Here is a 20,120-nt window from a genome sequence, read left to right as displayed (position 1 = left end):
GCTACGGCTGCAGCACGGCGCTGGCCGAGGCGCCCATGCGGAACAGCGCCGGATCGGGATCGCTGACGGCGATTTTCACCGGGAAGCGCTGCGAGACGTGAACCCAGTTAATGCTTTTTTGGATCAGCGGCAGCCCTTCGATGACGCTCCCGCCTTCGGGCAGGACCCCGGAGCCGACCGAATCGACCACCCCGTTAAAGGTCCGGTTGTGGTTGGTCATCACGGTGATCCGCGCCGCCACGCCGGGGCGCACGTTGTTCAGATCGGTCTCGCGGAAGTTAGCGATCACATACCAGCGGTCGTCATCCAGCAGGGTAAAGACCGGCTTCAGCGCCGAGGCGTACTGGCCGACGGTGGTTTTCAGCGCCACCACCACGCCGTTGAAGGGCGCACGCACTTCGGTAAATTCCAGATGCAGTTCGGCGAGGGCGATTTGCGCCAGGATCCCGGCGCGTTGCGCCACCATGGCATCCACGCCGGTCACGGCCGCCGAGGCCTGTCTGGCCTGCAGCAGCGTGGCCTCCAGCTCCGCCCGCGCCGCTTTCTCAGCGGTGCGCGCCTGATCGAGATCTTCCTGGGAGGCAAACCCCTGCGGCACCAGCGGCTCAAGGCGGGTGCGCGTGGAGGTGGTCTGCTTGACCAGCGCTCTGGCGCGCTCGACGGCGGCCGCCACCGACTGGGCGTTATACTCCTGCGCTTTGATGGTGCGCTGGGTCAGCATGATCTGCGCGTCGAGGGTCGTCAGCCGCGCTTTCGCGTCATCGAGCATCGCCTGATAGGGACGGGGGTCGATGCGGAACAGCAGATCGCCTTTTTTCACCCGCTGGTTATCGCGAATGGGCATCTCCACGATGCGTCCGCTGACCTCGGGCACCACATCGATGGTATCGGCATAGACATAGGCGTCATTGGTCTCCGGCGAGGTTTGCAACTGCCAGATAACCAGGATCAGCGCCAGGATAGCGGCAAGGACCAGCGCCAGCAGAGGCCACTTTTTGCGTAACAGGGGAGTGCGGGAAGTTGTCATAAGCGATCAGTGAACAAAAAACAGAAACCACAGCAGCGTGGCGAACAGGAACATCAGCGCGACATAGCTGAAGACCAGAGGAGAAAAGCGCGGCTGCCAGCCTTTACGGGTAATCAGGATATGGCAGGGGATCAGTAAAAACGCACCGCCCAATAAGCAGAAAAACCAGCCGGGGAACGCGGCGCCCAATACCGGGATCGCGGGCGAAAGTGAGCAGCCAGAAAGCGGCAAGACGAGCAGTAACCGCGCCGGGCGGGCGATGGTGGCAATATGATTCAATAGAGCATCCCTGAGTGATCATACCAGTGTGTGATGAGTGTAATCGCCTCGTTGCGGGAATGAAAGTCAACGGATCGCCGACTGCGGGATCCTTACCCGATGGGAAAGCATGATGTGAGGCGCCAATTCCCACGCTTACGCGTAGTCAGCCGCGACGTGTAGGACTATGCTTAGCCTGAAACATAAAAAAAGAACGAGGCAATGTCATGGATAAGGAATTACTGGAAGCGGGCTACCGGGCCTACACCGGAGAGAAAATCGACGTCTACTTTAATACGGCGATCTGTCAGCATTCGGGGAACTGCGTGCGCGGCAGCGCGAAGCTTTTTAACCTGAAGCGTAAACCGTGGATTATCCCGGATGAAGTGGATGTGGCAACGGTGGTAAAAGTGATCGATACCTGCCCGAGCGGCGCCCTGCACTATCGTCATAAATAAGCGAGGAGAAGATGGAAATACTGGAAGGGCACAACAAGTTTTATGTTAACGACGCGCAGGGAAACCAGGTGGCGGAAATTGTTTTTGTTCCCACCGGCGAACACCTCAGTATTATCGAACATACCGATGTTGATCCCAGCCTGAAAGGCCAGGGCGTGGGGAAACAGCTGGTGGCGAAGGTGGTGGAAAAAATGCGCCAGGAGCAGCGGAAGATCATCCCTCTCTGCCCGTTTGCCAAACATGAATTCGATAACACCCGCGAATACGACGATATTCGCGCCTGACGTACCGGCACCGGTGCCAACCGGTGCGCTTTTCTCGCGCCATCAACGATCCGCCGGATCGCGCTGATGGGAAAAGCGGCGGATCAGATCCGGGAGATGCTCGCGCCGCATCGGCGGTGAAAACAGATAGCCCTGGAAACGGTCAATACCCAGCGATTTTAACTGCGTAAACTTCGCCAGCGAATCCACCCCTTCCGCCACGCAGCGGCTGCCGCTCAACTGGCAGTAGTAGGCCAGGCTTTTTATCAGCGCAAGCGCCTTCTGATCGTGCTGAGCGTCGTTGACGATACTCATATCCAGTTTATAGGCATTGAAGTGCAGGCGACGCGCCGGAAAGATGACGCTCCCCTGAGAAAAGCAGTCGTCCAGCATCACCCGCACGCCAGCACGTTGCAGTTCCTCCACCTGGGCGGTGGATCGGCTCTGACGGCGAAAATCGATGGTTTCAGCATATTCCAGCACCAGCCTTTCCACGCCCTCTGGCTGCCGGAGCTGCTGGCGAGCGGCTTCCACCATCCGCAGCAGGCTATCGCTGGCGGCGAGCGAGGAAGGAATATTGACCGAAAAATAGAAAGTACCCGGATGCTCATTAATATTCTGCACGGCCTCCTGCAGGACAAAGGCCGTGAGCAGCAGCCAGGCGTAGTCGGCGCGGAACTGCGGCAAAAAAGCCTGCGGATGGAGAACCTGGCCGCGGTGGCGCCAGCGGATCAGGATCTCCACCCCCTGTAGCTGTGAGCGACTATCGACGATAGGTTGAAAAACCGGGAAGACCTGGCGATCGTGGATCGCTTGTACCCATTCCTGTTCAAACGCCGACAGTGAGCTGGCGGATGAGCGCGGTAGCAGCGTACGCGGAAAGCGGGGGGCCAGATGCGGGTGATATTCCACCAGCTTTTTCACCCCGGCCAGCCGCTGGGTGTAGAGCGTTTTTTGGCTCAATCGGAGACGCCGGGCCTGCTCGCCTATCGTCTGCCCTTGCAGCAGGGCGAGGATCACTTTGAACTCGGCATGGCTCAATCCGGCGGCTCGTTTGTCGTTGAGCAGGGCGGCTTCACTGGCAAGCCGCTCAAGTCGCGGTGCGTTCTCCAGCCGATCGGCCAGCTCCGTGCAGGACAGATCGGCGGGGGCGGTATGGACGTTGCGCAGACGATCCGGATGGCTCACCTGATAAAGCAGCGTTTGCCACAGCCAGATGGCCGGGCTGCGGCTCAGAATCAACATCGGTAACGGCTGCAAGGCCTGGTCGAGCAGCCTTGCCGCCTGGCGCAGCGTGGTGAGCATCCACAGGGGATCGTCAGGGAGAAACACCACGATCCGCTTCACGGCGGTCAGCTCCCGCAAGGACACGCCCTCGACCGGCAGCTCAACGGGCCGCTTCGCGGCGTTCACCATCAGCTGGCTCAACCCGCGGGCGGCCAGCGAGCAGGGTGAGAGGATATAGTCGGTCATCATTGATAGACAAAGGTGATGCCGATGATCGACTGCACGTTGCCGGCAGTGACCTGGCCTGTGGTCCGGGCATAGGTTGCCGTCAGACCGAGATTAACTGGCGAGGTACTGACGGTGCCCAGCGAGACCGTGCTGTTCGCCGGCACGGCGCTGCCGTTGCGGGTCAGCTGAACGCCTATCCCCTGCGCCGGTGAGGCGGAGGCGGTATTGGTGAAGATCGCGTTGGCGCTATCCGCGGTGGTGCCGGAGAGGTAATACCCCAGCTGCTGGCTTTGCGCGCAGTGCACGGTGAGCGGCACGGCCATCGATCCCGGGTAGTCGGGGAGGGTGACGGTGACATCGCGGGCGGAGACATCGCAGCCGCCGGTGGGGACCACCACGTCGTTGTTGGCGTAAATGTTCCAGATGAACTGGAAGGAGTCGCTATTGTAGTTGTTGGTCTGATGCAGGATCAGCACCGCGATTAACGATCCTGCGGTGATCGCCACCCCACCGGCGGTGCTGACCGGCGTCAGATACAGGACGGTGGGCCAGGGCTTATCGGTCCGTGAATCGTAAACCACCCGCGCCGTTTCCGTGGTGGTCGGGAAGGGGTAAGAGGTGCCGTTATATTTCACGGTGCCGGAGAAACTCGACAGCACGCCGCCGTAGGCGGATCCGCGCTGCAGGGTGACGTAGTCAGTGATCGTTTCCGGATAGTCGTTATGGCAAAAAATCTGCGTGGAGAGGTCGACCACCAGGTTTTGCCCGACGTTAACCGCCGGTGTCAGATTTACGTAGACGTTGGCTGACCCGCCGCCGATGGGGATCGTCGCCCCGGTGGCCGTTTTGCAGGCAAAGGACCAGGCGTTCATCGACCAGCCCAACAGCAGCAGGGTGGTGAACAGGGGGATAATTTTTTTCATCATAATGCTCTCCTGGCTCAGGCGTAGGTATAGGTGACGTTAATCACCGCCTGAATGGTGCCTTGCGTGGCGCCGCCGTTGACGGACAGGGCTCTAACCTGCAGCGGGAAGCGAGCGGACTGGCTGGCCTCATCCACCTGTACCGACTGGCTGCTGCCATTGTTCAGCGTGGTGCCGTCCTCGCTCTGCAGTTCGAGCTGAATATTGCCCGCCGTTCCCTGGTTTTTGTAATAGCCGGTGCTGTCCGCCGTCCCGCTGAAGGTGGCCTTCACCCGTGAAGTACCCACGGGGCAGTTACTGAGATCCAGCGCCACGCTGTGCCAGGCCGATGCCGAGCCCGCGCCGATCAGGCTAAAGGTATAGAGATCGCCCAGCTCGACGGTGGCATTGACGGTGGAAACCGTGCAGGGTCTGGCCACCACCTTCCCGTTGACGGTGAGGGTGACGTCGGCCGCCCGCAGGGAAGCGCTCGCGGTTAACAGGCCGGCCAGCAGCCAGCCCACGTGGGTCCATTTCATTTCAGCCTCCGCTTACTGAAATTCCAGCGTGAATGTCGCTGTCGCATTGACATGCCCGGCGGTGACGGGCACCTGAGTGGCCATCAGACGGGCGTAAAAGTTGAGAATGTTGGTCTGGCCCGGCGTCAGCGTGGTCCAGGACATGGCTGACGACGGCGCATTGACCGGCAGCCGGGACTGCTGCTGATCGAGAATTTCCACCCCCATTCCCGCCGCCGCCGAGGCGCCGGCATCGAGTTTTAACAGGCTGGTGTTGACGCTGTCCGCCACGCCGGTGAAACCGACCTTCACCGCGGTGACGGAAGTGCCACAGGGCGACAGCACGATGCGGAACGGCACCGGCGTCGTCGTCGCCCCGACGGCATAAAACTGCTTCGCGGCGTTGTCCTGAAAATCGACGGTGAAATCCTTCGACTCGCCGGCCACTGCGCAGGCGTTGTCGCGCACATAGCCGCTGATGGTGATCGTGCTATCGGCAGCGAAGGCAAACGGCGTCACCAGGGTGAGCAGGGCGCCCAGCAGATACTGCAGTGTTTTCATCATGATCTCCTTAGCGGCACGCGGCCGACAGCTGGCTGAGCGCCTGCTGCTGACTCTCCGGCGGCAGACGATAATCGGCCACGCACTGAGCGTCCGGGCCATCGCCCCATTTCACTCGCACCTTGCCCGCCAGCGGCATCCCGCTCAGGTAGACCTGGCCGTTATCCGCGACGATGCTGCCGCTCTGGTTGCTGTCGCCGGTGGCGAGGGCGCCAAACGGCACCGGTTTGCCGCGATGGGTCAGCGTCATCAGGATCTTCATTCCCACCTGCGCGTTAAAGTTGGCGCGGACGATCGCCCCATGGGTCGGCACCACGCTGACCACTGCATCATCAAGGTCGACATTGTCTGCCAGGGTGTTGGTGTCCAGCGCGATCCGGTTTTCGCGATACTCGGTGGCATAGGGCAGGACGGCATACCCGCGCCAGTCGGTGCGTACCCCGGTCTGGTTTTCCACCTTCACGCCGCCGGCGCCGGGGGCTTTCACCAGCACCACGGTATCGTTCAACGGCTGGCTCAGGGTGATGCCGTTGGCGTGCGCCAGCACGCCGCCGCTGACCCCGTAGTAGAGCTGTTTAAAGCCGTCGCTGCGGCTGTAGCCGACGTTGGCGTTGCCGTAGCCGCCGCGGTAGTTGAGCGCCGTATAGCCTGTGCTCCCGCTGTCGCCGTTGCCGCCGCCCGCATAGCCGGTCTGCACGCTATAGCTGAGGTTGTTGTCTTCCAGCAGGGTGCCGTACAGGCCCGCCAGGTTAGTCATGCGGCCATTGAGATCGTGCGACAGGCTGTAGCTGGCGCTGGCGTGCCGCCAGACTGAGCGGCTATCGGAACGCAGCCAGTGGCTGAAGGGGATATTGACGTTGACCGCCAGCATCTGATCGCGCCCTTGCTGCCAGGCGTTTTTGGTCAGGCTGTAACTTAGCGACCAGTTGATATCGTCTACGGCGGCGTTGAGGCCGGCCTGCAGCTGCTCATCGGCATCGTCGGTGCCCCAGTAGGTCTGGTGGCTGCCGCTGAGATAGAGGGTGGCGGTGCGCCCCAGCTGCTGGGTCACGCTCAGTTGCACCTTGCCGCGCTTGCTGTAAGCCAGATTGTAGTAGTCGGTAAATTTGGGTTTCACCTGGATAACGCCGTCCTGAGTTTCCACACTGTAGCCGCTCATCCGGCGGTAGGTGGTATCGGCAAAGTTATAGTAGCCGCGGGTGGAGTAGCGGTAGCCCACCAGCTGCAGGTTAGTCCCGGTCTCATCCAGGGATTTGTTATAGAGGAAACGCACCGACTGTCCCTGATGCTCGCTGTCGTCCGCCAGCGTGGCGTTGGCCTGGGTGATATCCAGCGACAGGGCGCCGAAATAGCCCATGTTTTTCCCCACCCCAAGGTTAAAGGCGCGATAGCGGTCCGCCAGCTGAGTGCCGCCGTACAGGGTCCAGCCGGCCGGCAGGCCATGCATGGCCGTGCTCTGGAAAAAATCGGGCGTTTCCTGTTGGCTGTTGCCGCTGCGGTACTCCCCGGCGGTGAGGGCGAAGCGGGTATGGCCTTCACGCTGCAGCACCGGCACCGTTGACCAGGGTACGCTGAAGACCTGGCGGGAGCCATCCGCTTCTTTAATCGTGACCTGCAGATCGCCGCCATTGCCCGCGGCGTAGAGATCGTCGATGGTAAACGGCCCCGGCGGCACTGTGCTCTGGTAGATTTCATAGCCGTTTTGTTTGATTGACACCTGCGCCGTGCCGCGGGCGATCCCGTGGATCACCGGCGCGAAGCCTTTCTGGCTGTCCGGTAGCATATTGTCGTCCGAGGCCAGCTGGGCGCCGCGGAAGTTGATCCCGTCGAAGACATCGCCGTTGGTATAGCTGTCCCCGAGGGTCAGCCGCGAACGCAGAGGCGTGATGTCCCGCTCAAGCCAGCTGTTAACGTGCTGCCAGCGGTTTTCACTGGAGGAAGCGCTGCCGCTGCCGCTACTGTAGCTCCACGTGCTGTTATCGCGCAGACGCCAGGCGCCAACGTTCAGGCCGCTCTGCAGATTCAGATAGGCGTAACGGCTGCTGCCACCCGTGGTGTTATGGACGTTATTGCCCGTGAAGTTATAGTTAATCAGCCCGGCGGTGATACCGTTATCCCACAGCTCCGGCGGAATATAGCCGCGCGCGCGGGTGCCCATAAATGCCTGAGGCACGGTGAGATACAGACGCTGTTGGCCGACGTCGAAGCGTGTAGTGGCTTCGCTGATAAGCGTCGTTAGCGGCACGCAGGCTGCGCTGTCCAGCGTCGCCATGCCCGGCACCCGACCGGTATCCACGCCCATGCTCGCCAGCTGGCCGCGCGTCAGACAGGGCGACAAGCCATGGCCCTGCGCGTCGGCCTGGAAAGTGACGTCCCGGGTGGTCATAAAACCATTGTTGAGATAAATATCGACGCGATAGGTGCCTGGAGGCACCTCCTGGCCTTTTTCAAATCCCGACAGGTCAGCCACCGCCGCCGGATCGTCAGCTAAGAAGCGGGGGTTAAAATAGAGGTCCGCCCGCGCGGCAAACGGCTGTGAGCAGAGCCACAGCGTCAGCGCCGGCGTAATCAGGCGCCGGGCGCTTCGGCAACCCCAATGGTCCAGTCCATATTTTCGATGTGACATAATCCCTCCGGTCCGACGTTGCCCGGCTGTCAGTGCTTCTGGTCATGCGCAGCGTGGCCCGCGCGGCGGGGTACTCTGGGTTAACGCAGTACGCCATTCATTTTCGGCGTCAGCGCGCCGTAATCGTTAATCGTGCGATAGGTGATGGTGCTCCCGGCATCCGCGGGCAGCTTGACGCTGGTTTTGCCCATCGGCGGCACGAGGGCGTTTTCCAGAATGCGCGTCCCGGCGTTCAGTTCGGTCACCGTCAGGTAATAAGGGGTGGGGTTCGTCAGCGTCAGCGACGATCCGCTGCGGCTAAAGGTCAGCTTTTCCGCCGCCTGATCCGGGGGCAGTGCCAGTTTTCCCGGACGGTAGTAGAGCTTGATGCGGCTGATAATCGCCAGCTGCAGGGTATTGTCGCTGAGCTTGGATTTATCCATTGAGGGGATCGCCTTCACGTTCATCCAGAACAGGCTTTCCCGATCCTGCGGCAGCTGGTTATTGGTGGCGTCGATAATGCGCAGGGTGTTCTCTTTTTTGCCCTGCATGGCAAACAGCGGGGGAGTGATGACAAACCGGCCATCTCGCTGACCATCGGCATTTTCCACCCATGACTGAATAAGCCAGGTGCTGTTGTCGTCATTATTGGTCACCGCGAGCTGGACCTGCTTCTGTCCCGCCGGGTAGATAACCCGGGTCGCGCCCAGCGCGACGCCCGCCTGCGCGCTGGCGCTCAACGCACCGGCGACGAAAAGTAAACATCCCGCCAGTATGCCGCGTGTCGTCGTTGCCATTTTTCTCACGTTATCTCCTTGTCTGCTCACCGTGTTGTCCTGTTTGTCTGCGGATTAATTACTGATAGGTCAATGAGAACCAGGCCTGGGCGTTGGCCGCGCCGCCGGTGACCTGGCGTCCGGTCGCCCGATATTTGGCGACAAAATTGAGCGTCGTCGGTCCGCGGTAGAGCGGCACCCAGCGGTCGGGCGGACGATTGAGCGGCAGCTGCTGGCCCTGACTGTCGAACAGCGCAATGCCAATCCCGCTGGCGATCCCCGGGCCTTCGCCCACCGAGAGCACATCGGGATTTTTACCATCAGCCACGCCGTGAAATGCCACCCCCACATGCTGGCTGACTGCGGTACTGCAATCCTGTAAATGAATCGCGAAAGGGATCGGGTTACTGTCTTCGCCGACATCATGAAATCGGTTACTGCTGATCTGCCCCAGATTGACCGTCATCTGCCGATCGCCCGCTTCGACGCGACAGGAACTCGCCATAATCAGGCCCTGAAAACGCATGCTGCCCCCAGGCAGCGTGACGTTCCACTGATTACCGGCCAGGGCCAGCGGGGGTAGTAGCAGCAGCAGACCTGATTTCATTCCCTGCATCGTTTCACTCCAGTTGGAAATAGAGAGCGGGCCCTCCTGGCCCTGATTGCCTCCCTGCGTGGATCGGGCCTTACTCGTATTGCACTTTGAACGTGGCATCCGCGTTCGCCGTACCGGCGGTCGCTGCGCCGGTCGCGTAGTAACGCGCCTGGAACGGGATGATGTTGGTGCCGTCATTCAGCGTGGTCGCGGCACTGAAGGTGGCCCCGTCCAGCGCCAGCGGCGTGCCGGTGCTGTCGAGGATCTGCACGCCAACGTTGGTTGCGCCGCCGGCGGCAGAGTTTTGCAGTGCCAGAACGGTGGTGTTGCTGCTGTCGATAGCGGTACCGGAGAAAGCGACAGAAGCTTTGGTCGCCACTGTGGTGTCGCAGTCATCCAGCTGAATGTTGAAACCGACGGAGGAGCTGGTGCTACCTGCGGTGGCAAGTTTCGCGGAACGCACCTGACCTAACTGGACGGTTTGATCGATAGAGCCGGCATCTACCGCACAGGCCGCATTGACGACTTCCCCTTTAAAATGCACTGTCCCGCCGTTGACCGTGGTGGTATCGGCCAGCGCCGCCGCGGAGCTCAGAGACAGGGCTGACACAACAACCATTGCCAGTGTTTTGATTTTCATACTGTTTTCCTTTGAACGATGTCGAAATAACGAACCGGATTGGCAGCCGATGTGCCTTCCAGGCATGTCAGATTTCAGCCGAGTAGTCAGGCTGCCGGCTCTGCACAGTTTTTACCCAACTGATGAGACAATTGGGGCCATTTTGACTCGTTGGGATAAATGATCTGTTTTTGGTTTTTGACTGGTTTATTTGTGGTTTTAAATTCTGTTTATTTGGCTTTTTGTGGGTATATAATCTGGAGTAGTGGGCGGGAGTGCAAAAGGAATAGCGATGGCGCTGGCGAAGGATCGCCGGTGCAACGGGAGTATGGTGGGAGAAAAGTGAGTGATTGCGTGATTAAAAATATATAATAATCAATAAACTATGATTTTTTCTGCAGAAATATAGCGCGGTGAGTTGCAAAACATTACAAAACATTTTTATGATATAAACAGTTTGGCCCCAATTGACCTGTTAGCAATTGATTTTATTGTATTAAATCAATCGCTTAAATCATTTTCCTTTGACAGGCCTTTTTCCTCTAAAAGATTATTTCTTTCCCAAATCCCGGCAAAACGCGCCGCATTGCTGGCAGTGTAGCGTACCGTGTGACGAATATTACGATGTCCCAGATAATCCTGTATCAAACGGGTATCTGTACCTCTTTCTGCCAGTTCATAGCCGCAGGCGTGACGCAGCATATGAGGGTGCGTGTGCGTAACGGTGCCCGCATTTTCACCGGCGGATCGAATAATACGATATGCCTGCTGGCGTGAGAGCGGCGTACCGCGACGAGAGATAAACAGCGCGTCGGTTTTTGCCGCCGCTTTCCAGCCGGCGCGGACCTGACTCCAGCGTTCGATTGCCTCGCGCTCATCAAAGCGCAGCGGATGAATAGTCGAAAAACCGTTCTTAAGCCGCCGCACATTGACCCGTCCTTCATGCAGATCCAGATCGTGATAGTGCAGATCCAGCAGTTCGCTGATGCGCATGCCGTGGCGAAAGGCAAGCAGGATGAGGCAGTAATCCCGTTCACCGGTTGGGCCCTGGCGAGCGGCCTGCATCATTGCCTGAACTTCTTTGGCGGTAAGAAAACGACGTCGGTTCACAATATTAGCTCCTGAAAAAAGGATGAATGACCGTCACGGCGAAACCTTACGCCATGACGAAAAGAATGCGTAATGCTAAAACGTTGTAGGGTGAAGTTGATTAACCACGAATAGATAGCACATTACATTGACTGATACTAAAAATATCGCCGGGCGATAATTCTTAATTTTAAAGATTTTAATCGTTGTCTCAATAGCCTCTCCAGATGTTATCGCCAGGTGCATAAAATAAAAGGATTTTTTCTGGCGCACGTTGTCATTAAAAAAACGGTGCGGAAATTTTACTCGAGCAATAAATAATTCGGTCAAATCCAGAATGAACGCAGGGTTAAATTGACGCGGAGCTGGCAGGAATAAATAAGAACTTGCGGGAACAGTAATCATAATTAACGCAGGGTTAATTATAATAAATGTTATAATTTGCGAGCAGGTTGCGAGACAACGCCATCCTTGGCGTCAAGGTTATTGGATCAAAGACGATCGCTGTTTGTCGCGCGTATTGTCCCAGATGCCATAGAAACGTCCCGCGTTGCTGGCGGTATACCAGACGGTATGGCGGATATTGCGATGCCCAAGGTAATCCTGGATCAAACGGGTATCGATCCCCATATTGGCCAGCGCAAAGCCACAGGAGTGACGCAGCATGTGTGGGTGGATCTCCAGCGGTAATCCCGCCAGATCCCCTGATGAGGCGATAATCTGATAAAACTGCTGGCGAGAAAGGGGATTACCTTTGCGGGAGAGAAACAGCCATTCGCTGGCTGCCTGCGGCCAGCTGCTGCGAATGGCCAGCCATCGCTTTAGGGCGTGGATCTCTTTCTCCAGCAACGGATGGGTAGTTGAAAACCCCTTTTTGAGTCGATGGATGTAAACGCAGCGGGCAGCAAGGTCGATATCCGATATTCGTAGACGGCAGATCTCGCTGGCTCGCAGACCGTGAATGAAGCACAGTAATGTCAGGCAATAATTCCGTGCGGCATAGAGACCGGTATCGGCGGCTTTAAGTAAAGACTCGATCTCATTCTGAGTCAGGAAGTTCCTTTTTTTTATATCGGCGTTATTCGTCATGGTTTTCCCTTTTATTGCAGGCATATTTTTCTCTTTTCAGGCCTGCGTCAGGTCATTGTTAAATTCGACTGCCTTTTTATTTTGAAACGGCGTGCTGATAACGTTTTAATCTCATACGAAAGCGTTTCACCTGGTGAAGGCAAAATCTGAATGCTATCGCTGAGTGAGCGTGCGGTATCATAGGCTATCTCCATCGCCACCGATAAGGCGCCGCAAGCTGAAGGGTAAAGAAAGGGTTAGCGGGTTGAAGTGGCGTCGCTTTCCTGGTGGTTTCCACGTTCTGTACATCCCTGATCCTCTTGATGATGCCCGCATGATGATGAAGGCGCGGGCTTCCGGCCGCGGCAAGGCGGCCATCAATGCCGTCATGATTTATTGCCTGCCTGCTGGACATCATTGCGCCAGCAAACCAACCTCCCGCGCCAACAACCTTCGGGAATAGCATGAGAAATTTCTCAGACAGAATACAACTCTGCATCGTCTGGATAGCATTCACTGCAAAACTACAACAGTGATTAAACCATACTGCAAAAAGCCTGGGGATAATAGCCATTGTCTGTATGAGGGCACTTTACGCTGTATTTCAGTAATTCAGTTTAATCTAAAGCATGTGGTCGAAGTGGAGTGGTATCAGGCACGGTAAGCGCCAGTGGCGGCGATATTAGTGGGCTGGAAAAAAGGGGGATATGATGAGGACCGGGATACGGTCTGAGGGGGGCGCGGGAATATTCTGCGCTATGCTAAGAATAAGGCGCATGCCACAAATGTCAGCCAGACAACTGAAGTATGAGGGGACGTTAAAGGCTCCGGCGGTGGGAGGAATGACGTCCTGAAGACGCCGAAGCCTCAGTTTCACCATTTTTCGTCACGTGCTTCCTGGCGACCTTCGCGGCGGTTTTCCCGTTTATCGTGACGGCAGCTGGCGTTGCTTTGATTGTTATTGCGGACGCATTCCTGCTTGGTATCACGACCTTGCTCGCGGCTATCCTGTCGGATATCGCGGGCGTCCTGGCGTTTGTCGCCACGCCAGGTCGCCTGCGCCGAAAACGATGGCGCCAGCAGCGCGACGCAGACCAGGGCAAGTAAGCCTCTTTTCATGGAGATGGCCTTCTGTTTTTATAAACACAATAAATAATTAGCAGGTAATTATAAAATTATCATATAGCTTAAGTGAGGATAGCACAAAATGCGTCGCTGCCAGCGATAACGTTGTTTTTTATTAAATGAATTCGTCGTTTCTGATGTCTATGTTTTTATTGTGTTTTAATGCGATATAAGCAACATAACTTTTGGATGAGTCGTAGATATAATGAATTATTTGGCTTGATATTAGTCAAGTGAATTAAATACGTCTGTTGTGAATGATTAAGTCGCGTGCAATATTTACCGCATGAGTTTTTTCTCATCTCATAAGCTAAATGGATAAACAAATAAAAGGAACTATATTATGAAGCGTTTAACTGTTGCTGCAGCAGTCCTGTCCACCGTATTTATGAGTGCCGGTGCTTTTGCGGATACTGACCAGGGTGAAGTTATTATCACCGGACGCGTTGTGGGAACCACGTGTCAGTTTCTTGATGGCAACAACTCAACCACTATTACGATGAACCAGGTCGGGCAGGAAAGTCTTGCAAGTCTGGGTGCCGGCGCCACCTATACCGGCATTAAAAACAGCACCACGGTGCCATTAAAATTAAAATGTACCGGTGCTGCGCCGAAAATCAGCCTGGCACGTAACCAGTTTGATACCACTTACCCGAACATTACGAAAAATACCGTAGCGGGTGGCGCATCCGGCGTCGGCTTTGTGGTGACAGCGAATGACGCCGAACTAAACGCCAACTCGCTGATTCCTCTTAATGGGGATCCTGATGAAAACGGTGTATATACCATTGATTTTTCAGCACAGTATGCGGTGGTGGCCGCAGGTAACGCAGTCACCCAGGGCGATGTTGAGTCAACCCTTACGCTGACCGTGGTAACCGAGTGATGCTGTCACCCGGCGAGACGCAGGGCGTTCGCCGGGTCTCTGTTTACATGGAGTGAAAGAGATGAAAGGATTCATTCTGCTGCTACTGACCTTTTTCATTATCCCCGCGCAGGCGGGTATTGTGATCTATGGGACGCGCGTTATTTATCCGGCCGGTAAAAATGAGGTGATGGTGCAGTTAATGAATCGCGGCGATCGCGGCGCCCTGGTACAGGCGTGGATCGACGACGGTAATACTTCCATTGCCCCGGAAAATATCCGCGTACCTTTTCTTATTTCACCGCCGGTGGTGCGCGTCAGAGCCAATACCGGGCAGCAGCTTAAAATAAAAGCATTATCCAATACGTTACCGCAAAATCAGGAAAGTTTATTTTATTTGAATGTCCTCGATATCCCACCCAATGCCAGCGTGAATGATGGTAAAAATGTGGTGAAATTTGCGATCCAAAATCGAATTAAGTTGTTTTATCGCCCGGAAGGTGTCGCTGGCGTTACGCAGGCCAGTTTTCATCATTTAGACCTGCAGCAAAAAGGTAAAAATGTACTGCTTAAAAATAACAGCGCAAACTGGATTACGATCCCTGAAATTAAAGTGAATAATGTGAAAGGAAACAGTAAGGCCATTATGCTGGCGCCATTTTCACAGCAAATGATCACCCTCAGCGGCAGCGTTGCCAGACAGTACAAAATAACTCTTATTGATGATTATGGAAATTATATTAGTGATAGCATCAGCGTAAAATAAAAAGAGGTGGTTATGTTAAGGATGACATCACTGGCCCTGGCAATTATTGCATCATTATTTGCTGAAGCCCTGGCGGCAGAAGAGACCTTTGATACCAACTTTATGTTCGGCGGGATGAAAGGGGTCAAAGACAGTCACTATCAGTTTACAGATGACGCACCGATTGCGGGTGAATATAACCTGGATGTGTATGTCAATAACAAGTGGCGTGGGAAATATGACCTGACAGTGAAGGAGCAGCCAGGGGAAAGCTGCTTGTCACACTCCCAGCTGCAGCAGCTCGGTATTAAAGCCGAGAGGCTGGACAAAAAGGATCTGGCGCAATGCATCACGCTACGCGAGGCTGTGCAGGGGGGGAAATATCATTTTGATATCTCCACCCTGACCCTCGAGCTCACTGTCCCGCAGGCGTTTGTTAATGAGCTGGAGGCGGGCTATGCTTCCCCGGAAAGCTGGGACCGCGGGGTCAACGCCTTCTATACGTCCTATTATGCCAGTCAGTATTACAGCGATTATAAAAGCGCCGGGAATAACAAGAGTACCTTTGCCCGTTTTACCAGCGGTTTAAATCTCCTGGGATGGCAACTGCACTCTGACGCCAGCTATAACAATAATGATTCTGGCGCCGGTGAGTGGAAAAGTAACACCCTTTATCTGGAGCGAGGCTTCGGCGAGATAGAGAGTACGCTGCGCGCTGGCGATATGTACACATCAGGCGATATATTCGACACTGTGCGCTTTCGCGGGGTGCGCTTATATCGCGATATGCAGATGTTGCCCAACTCCAGACGCAACTTTACGCCGATCGTCCAGGGGATTGCGCAAAGCAATGCCCTGGTCACCATTGAGCAAAATGGCTTTGTCATTTATCAGAAAGAGGTGCCGCCCGGTCCCTTTGCCATCGCTGATTTACAGATGGCCGGCGGCGGGGCCGATCTTGACGTGAGCATCAGAGAAGCAGACGGGACGGTCACCAGCTATCTGGTTCCCTTTTCTTCCGTTCCCAATATGCTGCAGGCAGGCGTCTCGAAATACGATCTTGCTGCCGGACGCAGCCATATTGAGGGGGCCGATCGGCAGGCTGATTTTATCCAGGGGACCTATCAGTATGGTCTGAACAATCTGCTGACGCTGTATGGTGGTTCGATGCTGTCGAATCACTATTCGGCTTTTACCCTCGGGACGGGCTGGAATACCTGGCTCGGCGCTATTTCCGTCGATGCCACCCAGTCGCACAGCGAGCAGGATAACGGCACCTATGATGGACAAAGCTATCAGGTGGCTTACAGTAAATTCCTCACCCCAACCCAGACCCGTTTTGGCCTCGCGGCCTACCGCTATTCCAGCCGCGATTACCGCACCTTTAACGATCACGTGTGGGCGAAGAACAGAACCCACTATCACCGCGACGAAAATGATGTCTACGATATTGCCGATTATTATCAATATGATTTCGGCAGGAAAAATTCCCTGTCGGCCAGTTTGAGTCAGGCGCTTCCGGCGGGCTATGGCGCGATTTCCCTGAGCGCCCTGTGGCGCGACTACTGGGGAAAAAGCGGCAGCAATAAAGATTATCAGCTCGGCTACTCGAATATCTGGCAGCGGCTGACCTATACGCTATCGGCCAGCCAAACCTATGACGAATATCATCACCAGGATAAGCGATTTAATCTTTATTTCTCCATTCCGTTCAGTTGGGGGGACGACCTGACCGTGCCGCGTCGTCGGTTGAATCTGTCTAACTCCACTACCTTCGATAACAGTGGCTTTGCCTCCAATAACACCGGACTGAACGGCATTGCCGGCTCCCGCGATCAGTTCAGCTACGGGGTTAATCTCAGTCATCAGCAGCAAAATAATGAAACCGCTGCCGGGGCCAATCTCACCTGGAATGCCCCGCTGGCCACACTGAGCGGTAGTTACAGCCAGTCGTCAAACTACACCCAGGCCAGCGGAAGCCTGTCCGGGGGCATGGTGCTCTGGTCCGGGGGCGTCAGCCTGGCGAATCGGTTATCAGACACCTTCGCGATTTTGCAGGCGCCGGGGCTGGAGGGGGCTTATGTCAATGGTCAGAAATACCGCACCACTAACGGGAAAGGGATCGTGCTCTACGACAACCTCACGCCGTTCCGTGAAAACGCCCTGATGCTGGATGTGTCGGATTCCCACAGTACGACGGAACTGAAAGGCAACCGGAAAATGGTGGCTCCGTATCGGGGGGCTGTGGTGGTCAGCCACTTTGATACCGACCAGCGTAAGCCGTGGTTGATTCATGCCCGACAAGCCGCGGGTGAGCCGCTGCCGTTTGGTTATGAAATCGAGGATAACCGGGGGCAGAATGTCGGGGTCGTGGGCCAGGGCAGCTTATTATACATCCGCACGGATACTGTTCCGTCGACGCTGAAAGTGGCTGTTGATAAAGCAAATAATCAGTACTGCACGATCACCTTTAAACAAACCATTGATGAAGAGCAGACCTATGTCTGCCGGTAAAGGAATATTACGATGAGATGGCTACTGTTTCTGCTATTCACCTTCAGTACCTTTGGCGCCTGGGCGGGGAACTGCGACCTGAACACCAGTCATATCCAGAAAGGGATTGAGGGGTACGGTACCTATATTTTCAAACCCGTCACCCTCTCCGGTACTCTGGCGTTACGCGAAGGCACCTTTACCAATGATGACTGGCTGTTTGTTTGTCAGTCATTACAGAACGTCGTGATTACCCTGACAGGAGAAGCGCAGCACAGCACCGAGTATAATTTCCTGGTGGGCCACGAAAAATATAAAATTAAATTCGACCTGTCGCCGCATAATATTTCCGGCACCGATTTGACCGAAAAAATTCACTATAAATTGTCTGACATTTTTAATGATACCGCCTCGATTAGCTATGCCATCAGTAAGGGAGAGGTCGCAGGCAGGCCGGTGATCACCCCCGGTCAGCCCTTTACGGTAAGTTATAAACTCAATCTGAGGTACTGTCAGAATAAGGATAAAGAGTGCACCGATATCCCCATTACCTATATTTACCATATCATTTTGCAGATCAACGTGATGACCTGTGGTTTTGAGAATCCGACGACGGAAATCAACATGGGTGAATATAATTTCATCGATATTAAACAGGGAACTGTCGCGTACCGCCCGGAGGTGATCTATATCGACTGCCGCCAGGGAGAGTCCGGTGTACTGGAACTGACGCCGGGCAAGATTGAGTACTCGTTCAGGAGCGCATCGGGACTGAAAAACGGCCAGGTGTTAGCTAACGATGAGGAATTATCTGCCACCGGCGCCGGTGAGGTCGGGTTCCATATTCAGGATGCCAGCGGGGCGGATATCCAGTATGACAATGGCTACCTGTACGAAACGCCTCAGGAAGCCGTGCACGGCAAAAACCCAATTACCCTTAATATCAAGCCAATGAAGTATGGCGAGAATATACGTACCGGGGAGATGAAAAGCCGGGTCATCATCGTGGTCAACAATAACTAACCCCGCTTTGCCTGTCGACGCCAGCCCAGGCTAATGTTATCTCTATCTGTTAGGGGGCATACCGCTTCCCCTGGCCGACAGGGCAGGCAGACGGTTCGCCGCCCGGTGAGATAAACTCTTTACGCAATGGCATAATGATGAATACTCCGATTGCGCAGCGCGACTGGCACCTGCTGGCGGCCGGGAGCGGCGGGCTCCTTTTGCTGGTGGCCGGCACCATGTTGCATAGCCACTGGGGCGATTTTCTCCAGTGGTGCCTCGCCACCCAAATAACCTTACATCGCTATCTGGTGATGTATCTTTTACTGCTGAATAATCACCAGTACAGCGGCGGCGTCTGGCTGTTAGTGGGCGCCTTTCTCTACGGCGTGCTGCACGCCATCGGGCCGGGTCACGGCAAGTTTATCGTCACGACTTACCTGAGCACCAACCCGGAGAGCCTGATGGCGGCGCGGGTGGTGCCCTTTCTCGGCAGCCTGTTGCAGGGCGTCAGCGCCATCCTCTTTGTCTTTATTCTCGCGGTAGGACTGAATCTGGCCGCCGGCGATCTCAGCGCCAGCCGCTGGTACGTTGAGAAGATCAGCGCCCTGACCATCGGCGCCTTTGGAATTTACATTATCTTTCGCGCACTGCAGAACCTGGGGCCGGGCAAGAGAGTGATTCGCGCCATGACGCCGGTGCATCAGCATGATGCCTCGTGCGGCTGCGGGCACCACGGCGTGGGGCACAACCTGCACGGCGCCGACTGGAAAACACGCCTTGGCGTGGTGCTGGCCATCGGCGCCCGCCCCTGCAGCGGAGCAATCATGATCTTGCTGTTCGCCAACGCGCTGGGGATTGTCAGCTGGGGCATCGCCGCGGTGATGACCATGGCGCTGGGTACCGGACTTTCGATCCTCGGTCTGTCACTGACGGTGCACTATGCCCGCCACCGGGCGGTCAACAGGCTGACGGTGGGGAGTCGTCCGCGGCCCTGGCTGGTGCCGCTGGTGAAGATCCTCGGCGGGCTGGCGCTGATCCTCTTTGCCGCCGGGTTGTTTTTCACCGTGGTGCCGATCAGCGCCAACGGCGACTTTATCGCCGCCGGCTGTTAACGACTTTCCAGCAGGTGCATCAATACCCGTAGCGCCTGATCCAGTTGCAGGCGTTCGCTGTCACTGAGTCCTGCCAGCAGCTGCCGTTCATTATCGACATGCGTTTCCACCGCCTCATCGATCCGCTCACGCCCGACAGGGGTCAGGGCGACCAGCATACTGCGGGCATCCTCCGGGTTCGGCAGGCGGGTAATAAATCCGCGTTTCTCCAGCGCCTTCAGGCGATGAGTCATGGTGCCGGAGGTGATCATCAGCGTGGAGAAGAGCTGGGTCGGCGAAAGAGTGAAAGGGGGGCCGGCGCGGCGCAGCGTCGCCAGCATATCAAACTCCCAGCGCACCAGATCGTGGCGCGTAAAGGCCACTTCCACCTGCGGCTCCAGCAGCATGGCGCATCGTTTCAGGCGGCCTATCGGTCCCATTGGGCTGCAGTCCAGATCCGGTCGCTCCCGCTGCCACTGGGCGAGAATGCGATCCACGGCGTCGATCGCGGGTGATTTGTCCATCAGTGCTCACTTGTCTTGATATCAAGATACTTGTCGGTACATACTTCAGTCACCAATTTAGCTTGAAGCGAAGATAAA

At 56.1% G+C, this 20,120-nt stretch carries 22 protein-coding genes; 8 read left to right on the top strand and 14 right to left on the bottom strand.

Features of this window, described 5'->3' with window-relative positions; translation table 11 throughout:
- Nucleotide 1: 1 nt before the first annotated feature.
- Nucleotides 2–1,027, bottom strand: coding sequence for a multidrug transporter subunit MdtN (gene mdtN, locus HMPREF3142_RS23625; protein WP_008806390.1), 1,026 nt, complete (start codon nucleotides 1,025–1,027; stop codon nucleotides 2–4).
- A 6-nt stretch (nucleotides 1,028–1,033) separates the two neighbouring features.
- Nucleotides 1,034–1,306 carry a YtcA family lipoprotein gene (locus tag HMPREF3142_RS23620; protein ID WP_008806389.1) on the bottom strand — a complete coding sequence of 91 codons (273 nt, stop codon included), beginning with the start codon at nucleotides 1,304–1,306 and terminating at the stop codon, nucleotides 1,034–1,036.
- 206 nt (nucleotides 1,307–1,512) lie between these two features.
- Between HMPREF3142_RS23620 and yjdI the strand changes: the two genes are divergently transcribed.
- A complete protein-coding gene (gene yjdI, locus HMPREF3142_RS23615; RefSeq protein WP_012540613.1) occupies nucleotides 1,513–1,743 on the top strand; it encodes a 4Fe-4S mono-cluster protein YjdI in 231 nt (76 codons plus the stop codon).
- A gap of 11 nt (nucleotides 1,744–1,754) precedes the next feature.
- Nucleotides 1,755–2,027, top strand: a complete 273-nt coding sequence (locus HMPREF3142_RS23610; RefSeq protein WP_002916201.1) for a GNAT family N-acetyltransferase — start codon at nucleotides 1,755–1,757, stop codon at nucleotides 2,025–2,027.
- 42 nt (nucleotides 2,028–2,069) lie between these two features.
- Here the strand turns inward: HMPREF3142_RS23610 and HMPREF3142_RS23605 are convergent, their stop codons facing one another.
- From HMPREF3142_RS23605 to fimB, 10 genes are all read right to left on the bottom strand, one after another.
- Nucleotides 2,070–3,482 carry a cyclic diguanylate phosphodiesterase gene (locus HMPREF3142_RS23605; RefSeq protein WP_023323248.1) on the bottom strand — a complete coding sequence of 471 codons (1,413 nt, stop codon included), beginning with the start codon at nucleotides 3,480–3,482 and terminating at the stop codon, nucleotides 2,070–2,072.
- Nucleotides 3,479–4,384 carry a fimbrial protein gene (locus tag HMPREF3142_RS23600; protein WP_012540615.1) on the bottom strand — a complete coding sequence of 302 codons (906 nt, stop codon included), beginning with the start codon at nucleotides 4,382–4,384 and terminating at the stop codon, nucleotides 3,479–3,481. The genes HMPREF3142_RS23605 and HMPREF3142_RS23600 overlap by 4 nt, the downstream gene beginning before the upstream one ends.
- A gap of 17 nt (nucleotides 4,385–4,401) precedes the next feature.
- Complete coding sequence (locus HMPREF3142_RS23595) at nucleotides 4,402–4,887, bottom strand: type 1 fimbrial minor subunit FimG (protein WP_074194464.1); 486 nt, start codon at nucleotides 4,885–4,887, stop codon at nucleotides 4,402–4,404.
- Nucleotides 4,888–4,914: 27 nt separating this feature from the next.
- A complete protein-coding gene (locus tag HMPREF3142_RS23590) occupies nucleotides 4,915–5,442 on the bottom strand; it encodes a type 1 fimbrial adaptor subunit FimF (protein ID WP_064160595.1) in 528 nt (175 codons plus the stop codon).
- Between the two features lie 10 nt (nucleotides 5,443–5,452).
- On the bottom strand, nucleotides 5,453–8,068 hold the full coding sequence (locus HMPREF3142_RS23585) for a fimbrial biogenesis usher protein (RefSeq protein WP_008806383.1): 2,616 nt from the start codon (nucleotides 8,066–8,068) through the stop codon (nucleotides 5,453–5,455).
- A gap of 80 nt (nucleotides 8,069–8,148) precedes the next feature.
- A complete protein-coding gene (locus tag HMPREF3142_RS23580) occupies nucleotides 8,149–8,853 on the bottom strand; it encodes a fimbria/pilus periplasmic chaperone (RefSeq protein WP_012540619.1) in 705 nt (234 codons plus the stop codon).
- A 49-nt stretch (nucleotides 8,854–8,902) separates the two neighbouring features.
- The gene (locus HMPREF3142_RS23575; protein WP_012967260.1) at nucleotides 8,903–9,439 is read right to left on the bottom strand and encodes a type 1 fimbrial minor subunit FimI; all 537 of its coding nucleotides are present in this window, start codon (nucleotides 9,437–9,439) and stop codon (nucleotides 8,903–8,905) included.
- Between the two features lie 70 nt (nucleotides 9,440–9,509).
- Nucleotides 9,510–10,058, bottom strand: a complete 549-nt coding sequence (gene fimA, locus HMPREF3142_RS23570) for a type 1 fimbrial major subunit FimA (protein WP_008806380.1) — start codon at nucleotides 10,056–10,058, stop codon at nucleotides 9,510–9,512.
- A 480-nt stretch (nucleotides 10,059–10,538) separates the two neighbouring features.
- Nucleotides 10,539–11,147, bottom strand: a complete 609-nt coding sequence (gene fimE / locus HMPREF3142_RS23565) for a type 1 fimbria switch DNA invertase FimE (protein ID WP_012540621.1) — start codon at nucleotides 11,145–11,147, stop codon at nucleotides 10,539–10,541.
- Between the two features lie 462 nt (nucleotides 11,148–11,609).
- On the bottom strand, nucleotides 11,610–12,215 hold the full coding sequence (fimB, locus tag HMPREF3142_RS23560; RefSeq protein WP_012967261.1) for a type 1 fimbria switch DNA invertase FimB: 606 nt from the start codon (nucleotides 12,213–12,215) through the stop codon (nucleotides 11,610–11,612).
- Nucleotides 12,216–12,459: 244 nt separating this feature from the next.
- On the opposite strand from fimB, the gene HMPREF3142_RS29605 reads away from it, so the two are divergent.
- Complete coding sequence (locus tag HMPREF3142_RS29605) at nucleotides 12,460–12,657, top strand: hypothetical protein (protein WP_153242724.1); 198 nt, start codon at nucleotides 12,460–12,462, stop codon at nucleotides 12,655–12,657.
- A 410-nt stretch (nucleotides 12,658–13,067) separates the two neighbouring features.
- Here HMPREF3142_RS29605 and HMPREF3142_RS23545 read toward each other — a convergent pair whose 3' ends face one another.
- Nucleotides 13,068–13,313 (bottom strand): hypothetical protein, encoded by a 246-nt coding sequence (locus tag HMPREF3142_RS23545; protein ID WP_008806377.1) that lies wholly within the window; start codon nucleotides 13,311–13,313, stop codon nucleotides 13,068–13,070.
- A gap of 349 nt (nucleotides 13,314–13,662) precedes the next feature.
- On the opposite strand from HMPREF3142_RS23545, the gene yehD reads away from it, so the two are divergent.
- From yehD to HMPREF3142_RS23520, 5 genes are all read left to right on the top strand, one after another.
- Nucleotides 13,663–14,205 carry a fimbrial protein YehD gene (gene yehD, locus HMPREF3142_RS23540; protein ID WP_008806376.1) on the top strand — a complete coding sequence of 181 codons (543 nt, stop codon included), beginning with the start codon at nucleotides 13,663–13,665 and terminating at the stop codon, nucleotides 14,203–14,205.
- Between the two features lie 61 nt (nucleotides 14,206–14,266).
- Nucleotides 14,267–14,950, top strand: a complete 684-nt coding sequence (locus HMPREF3142_RS23535) for a fimbria/pilus periplasmic chaperone (RefSeq protein ID WP_012540626.1) — start codon at nucleotides 14,267–14,269, stop codon at nucleotides 14,948–14,950.
- Nucleotides 14,951–14,962: 12 nt separating this feature from the next.
- Nucleotides 14,963–17,443, top strand: a complete 2,481-nt coding sequence (locus HMPREF3142_RS23530; protein ID WP_070612777.1) for a fimbrial biogenesis outer membrane usher protein — start codon at nucleotides 14,963–14,965, stop codon at nucleotides 17,441–17,443.
- A gap of 12 nt (nucleotides 17,444–17,455) precedes the next feature.
- On the top strand, nucleotides 17,456–18,445 hold the full coding sequence (locus tag HMPREF3142_RS23525; protein ID WP_012967263.1) for a fimbrial protein: 990 nt from the start codon (nucleotides 17,456–17,458) through the stop codon (nucleotides 18,443–18,445).
- A gap of 137 nt (nucleotides 18,446–18,582) precedes the next feature.
- A complete protein-coding gene (locus HMPREF3142_RS23520; protein WP_070612775.1) occupies nucleotides 18,583–19,539 on the top strand; it encodes a nickel/cobalt transporter in 957 nt (318 codons plus the stop codon).
- Here HMPREF3142_RS23520 and HMPREF3142_RS23515 read toward each other — a convergent pair.
- Nucleotides 19,536–20,042, bottom strand: a complete 507-nt coding sequence (locus HMPREF3142_RS23515) for a MarR family winged helix-turn-helix transcriptional regulator (protein WP_012540630.1) — start codon at nucleotides 20,040–20,042, stop codon at nucleotides 19,536–19,538. The genes HMPREF3142_RS23520 and HMPREF3142_RS23515 overlap by 4 nt on opposite strands.
- Nucleotides 20,043–20,120: the final 78 nt, after the last annotated feature.

The sequence above is a fragment of the Klebsiella sp. HMSC16C06 genome (assembly GCF_001808325.1).
Taxonomy (GTDB): Bacteria; Pseudomonadota; Gammaproteobacteria; order Enterobacterales; family Enterobacteriaceae; genus Klebsiella; species Klebsiella variicola.
Note: the sequence above shows the minus strand (reverse complement) of the source record. Positions and strands in the feature narration are given on the sequence as shown.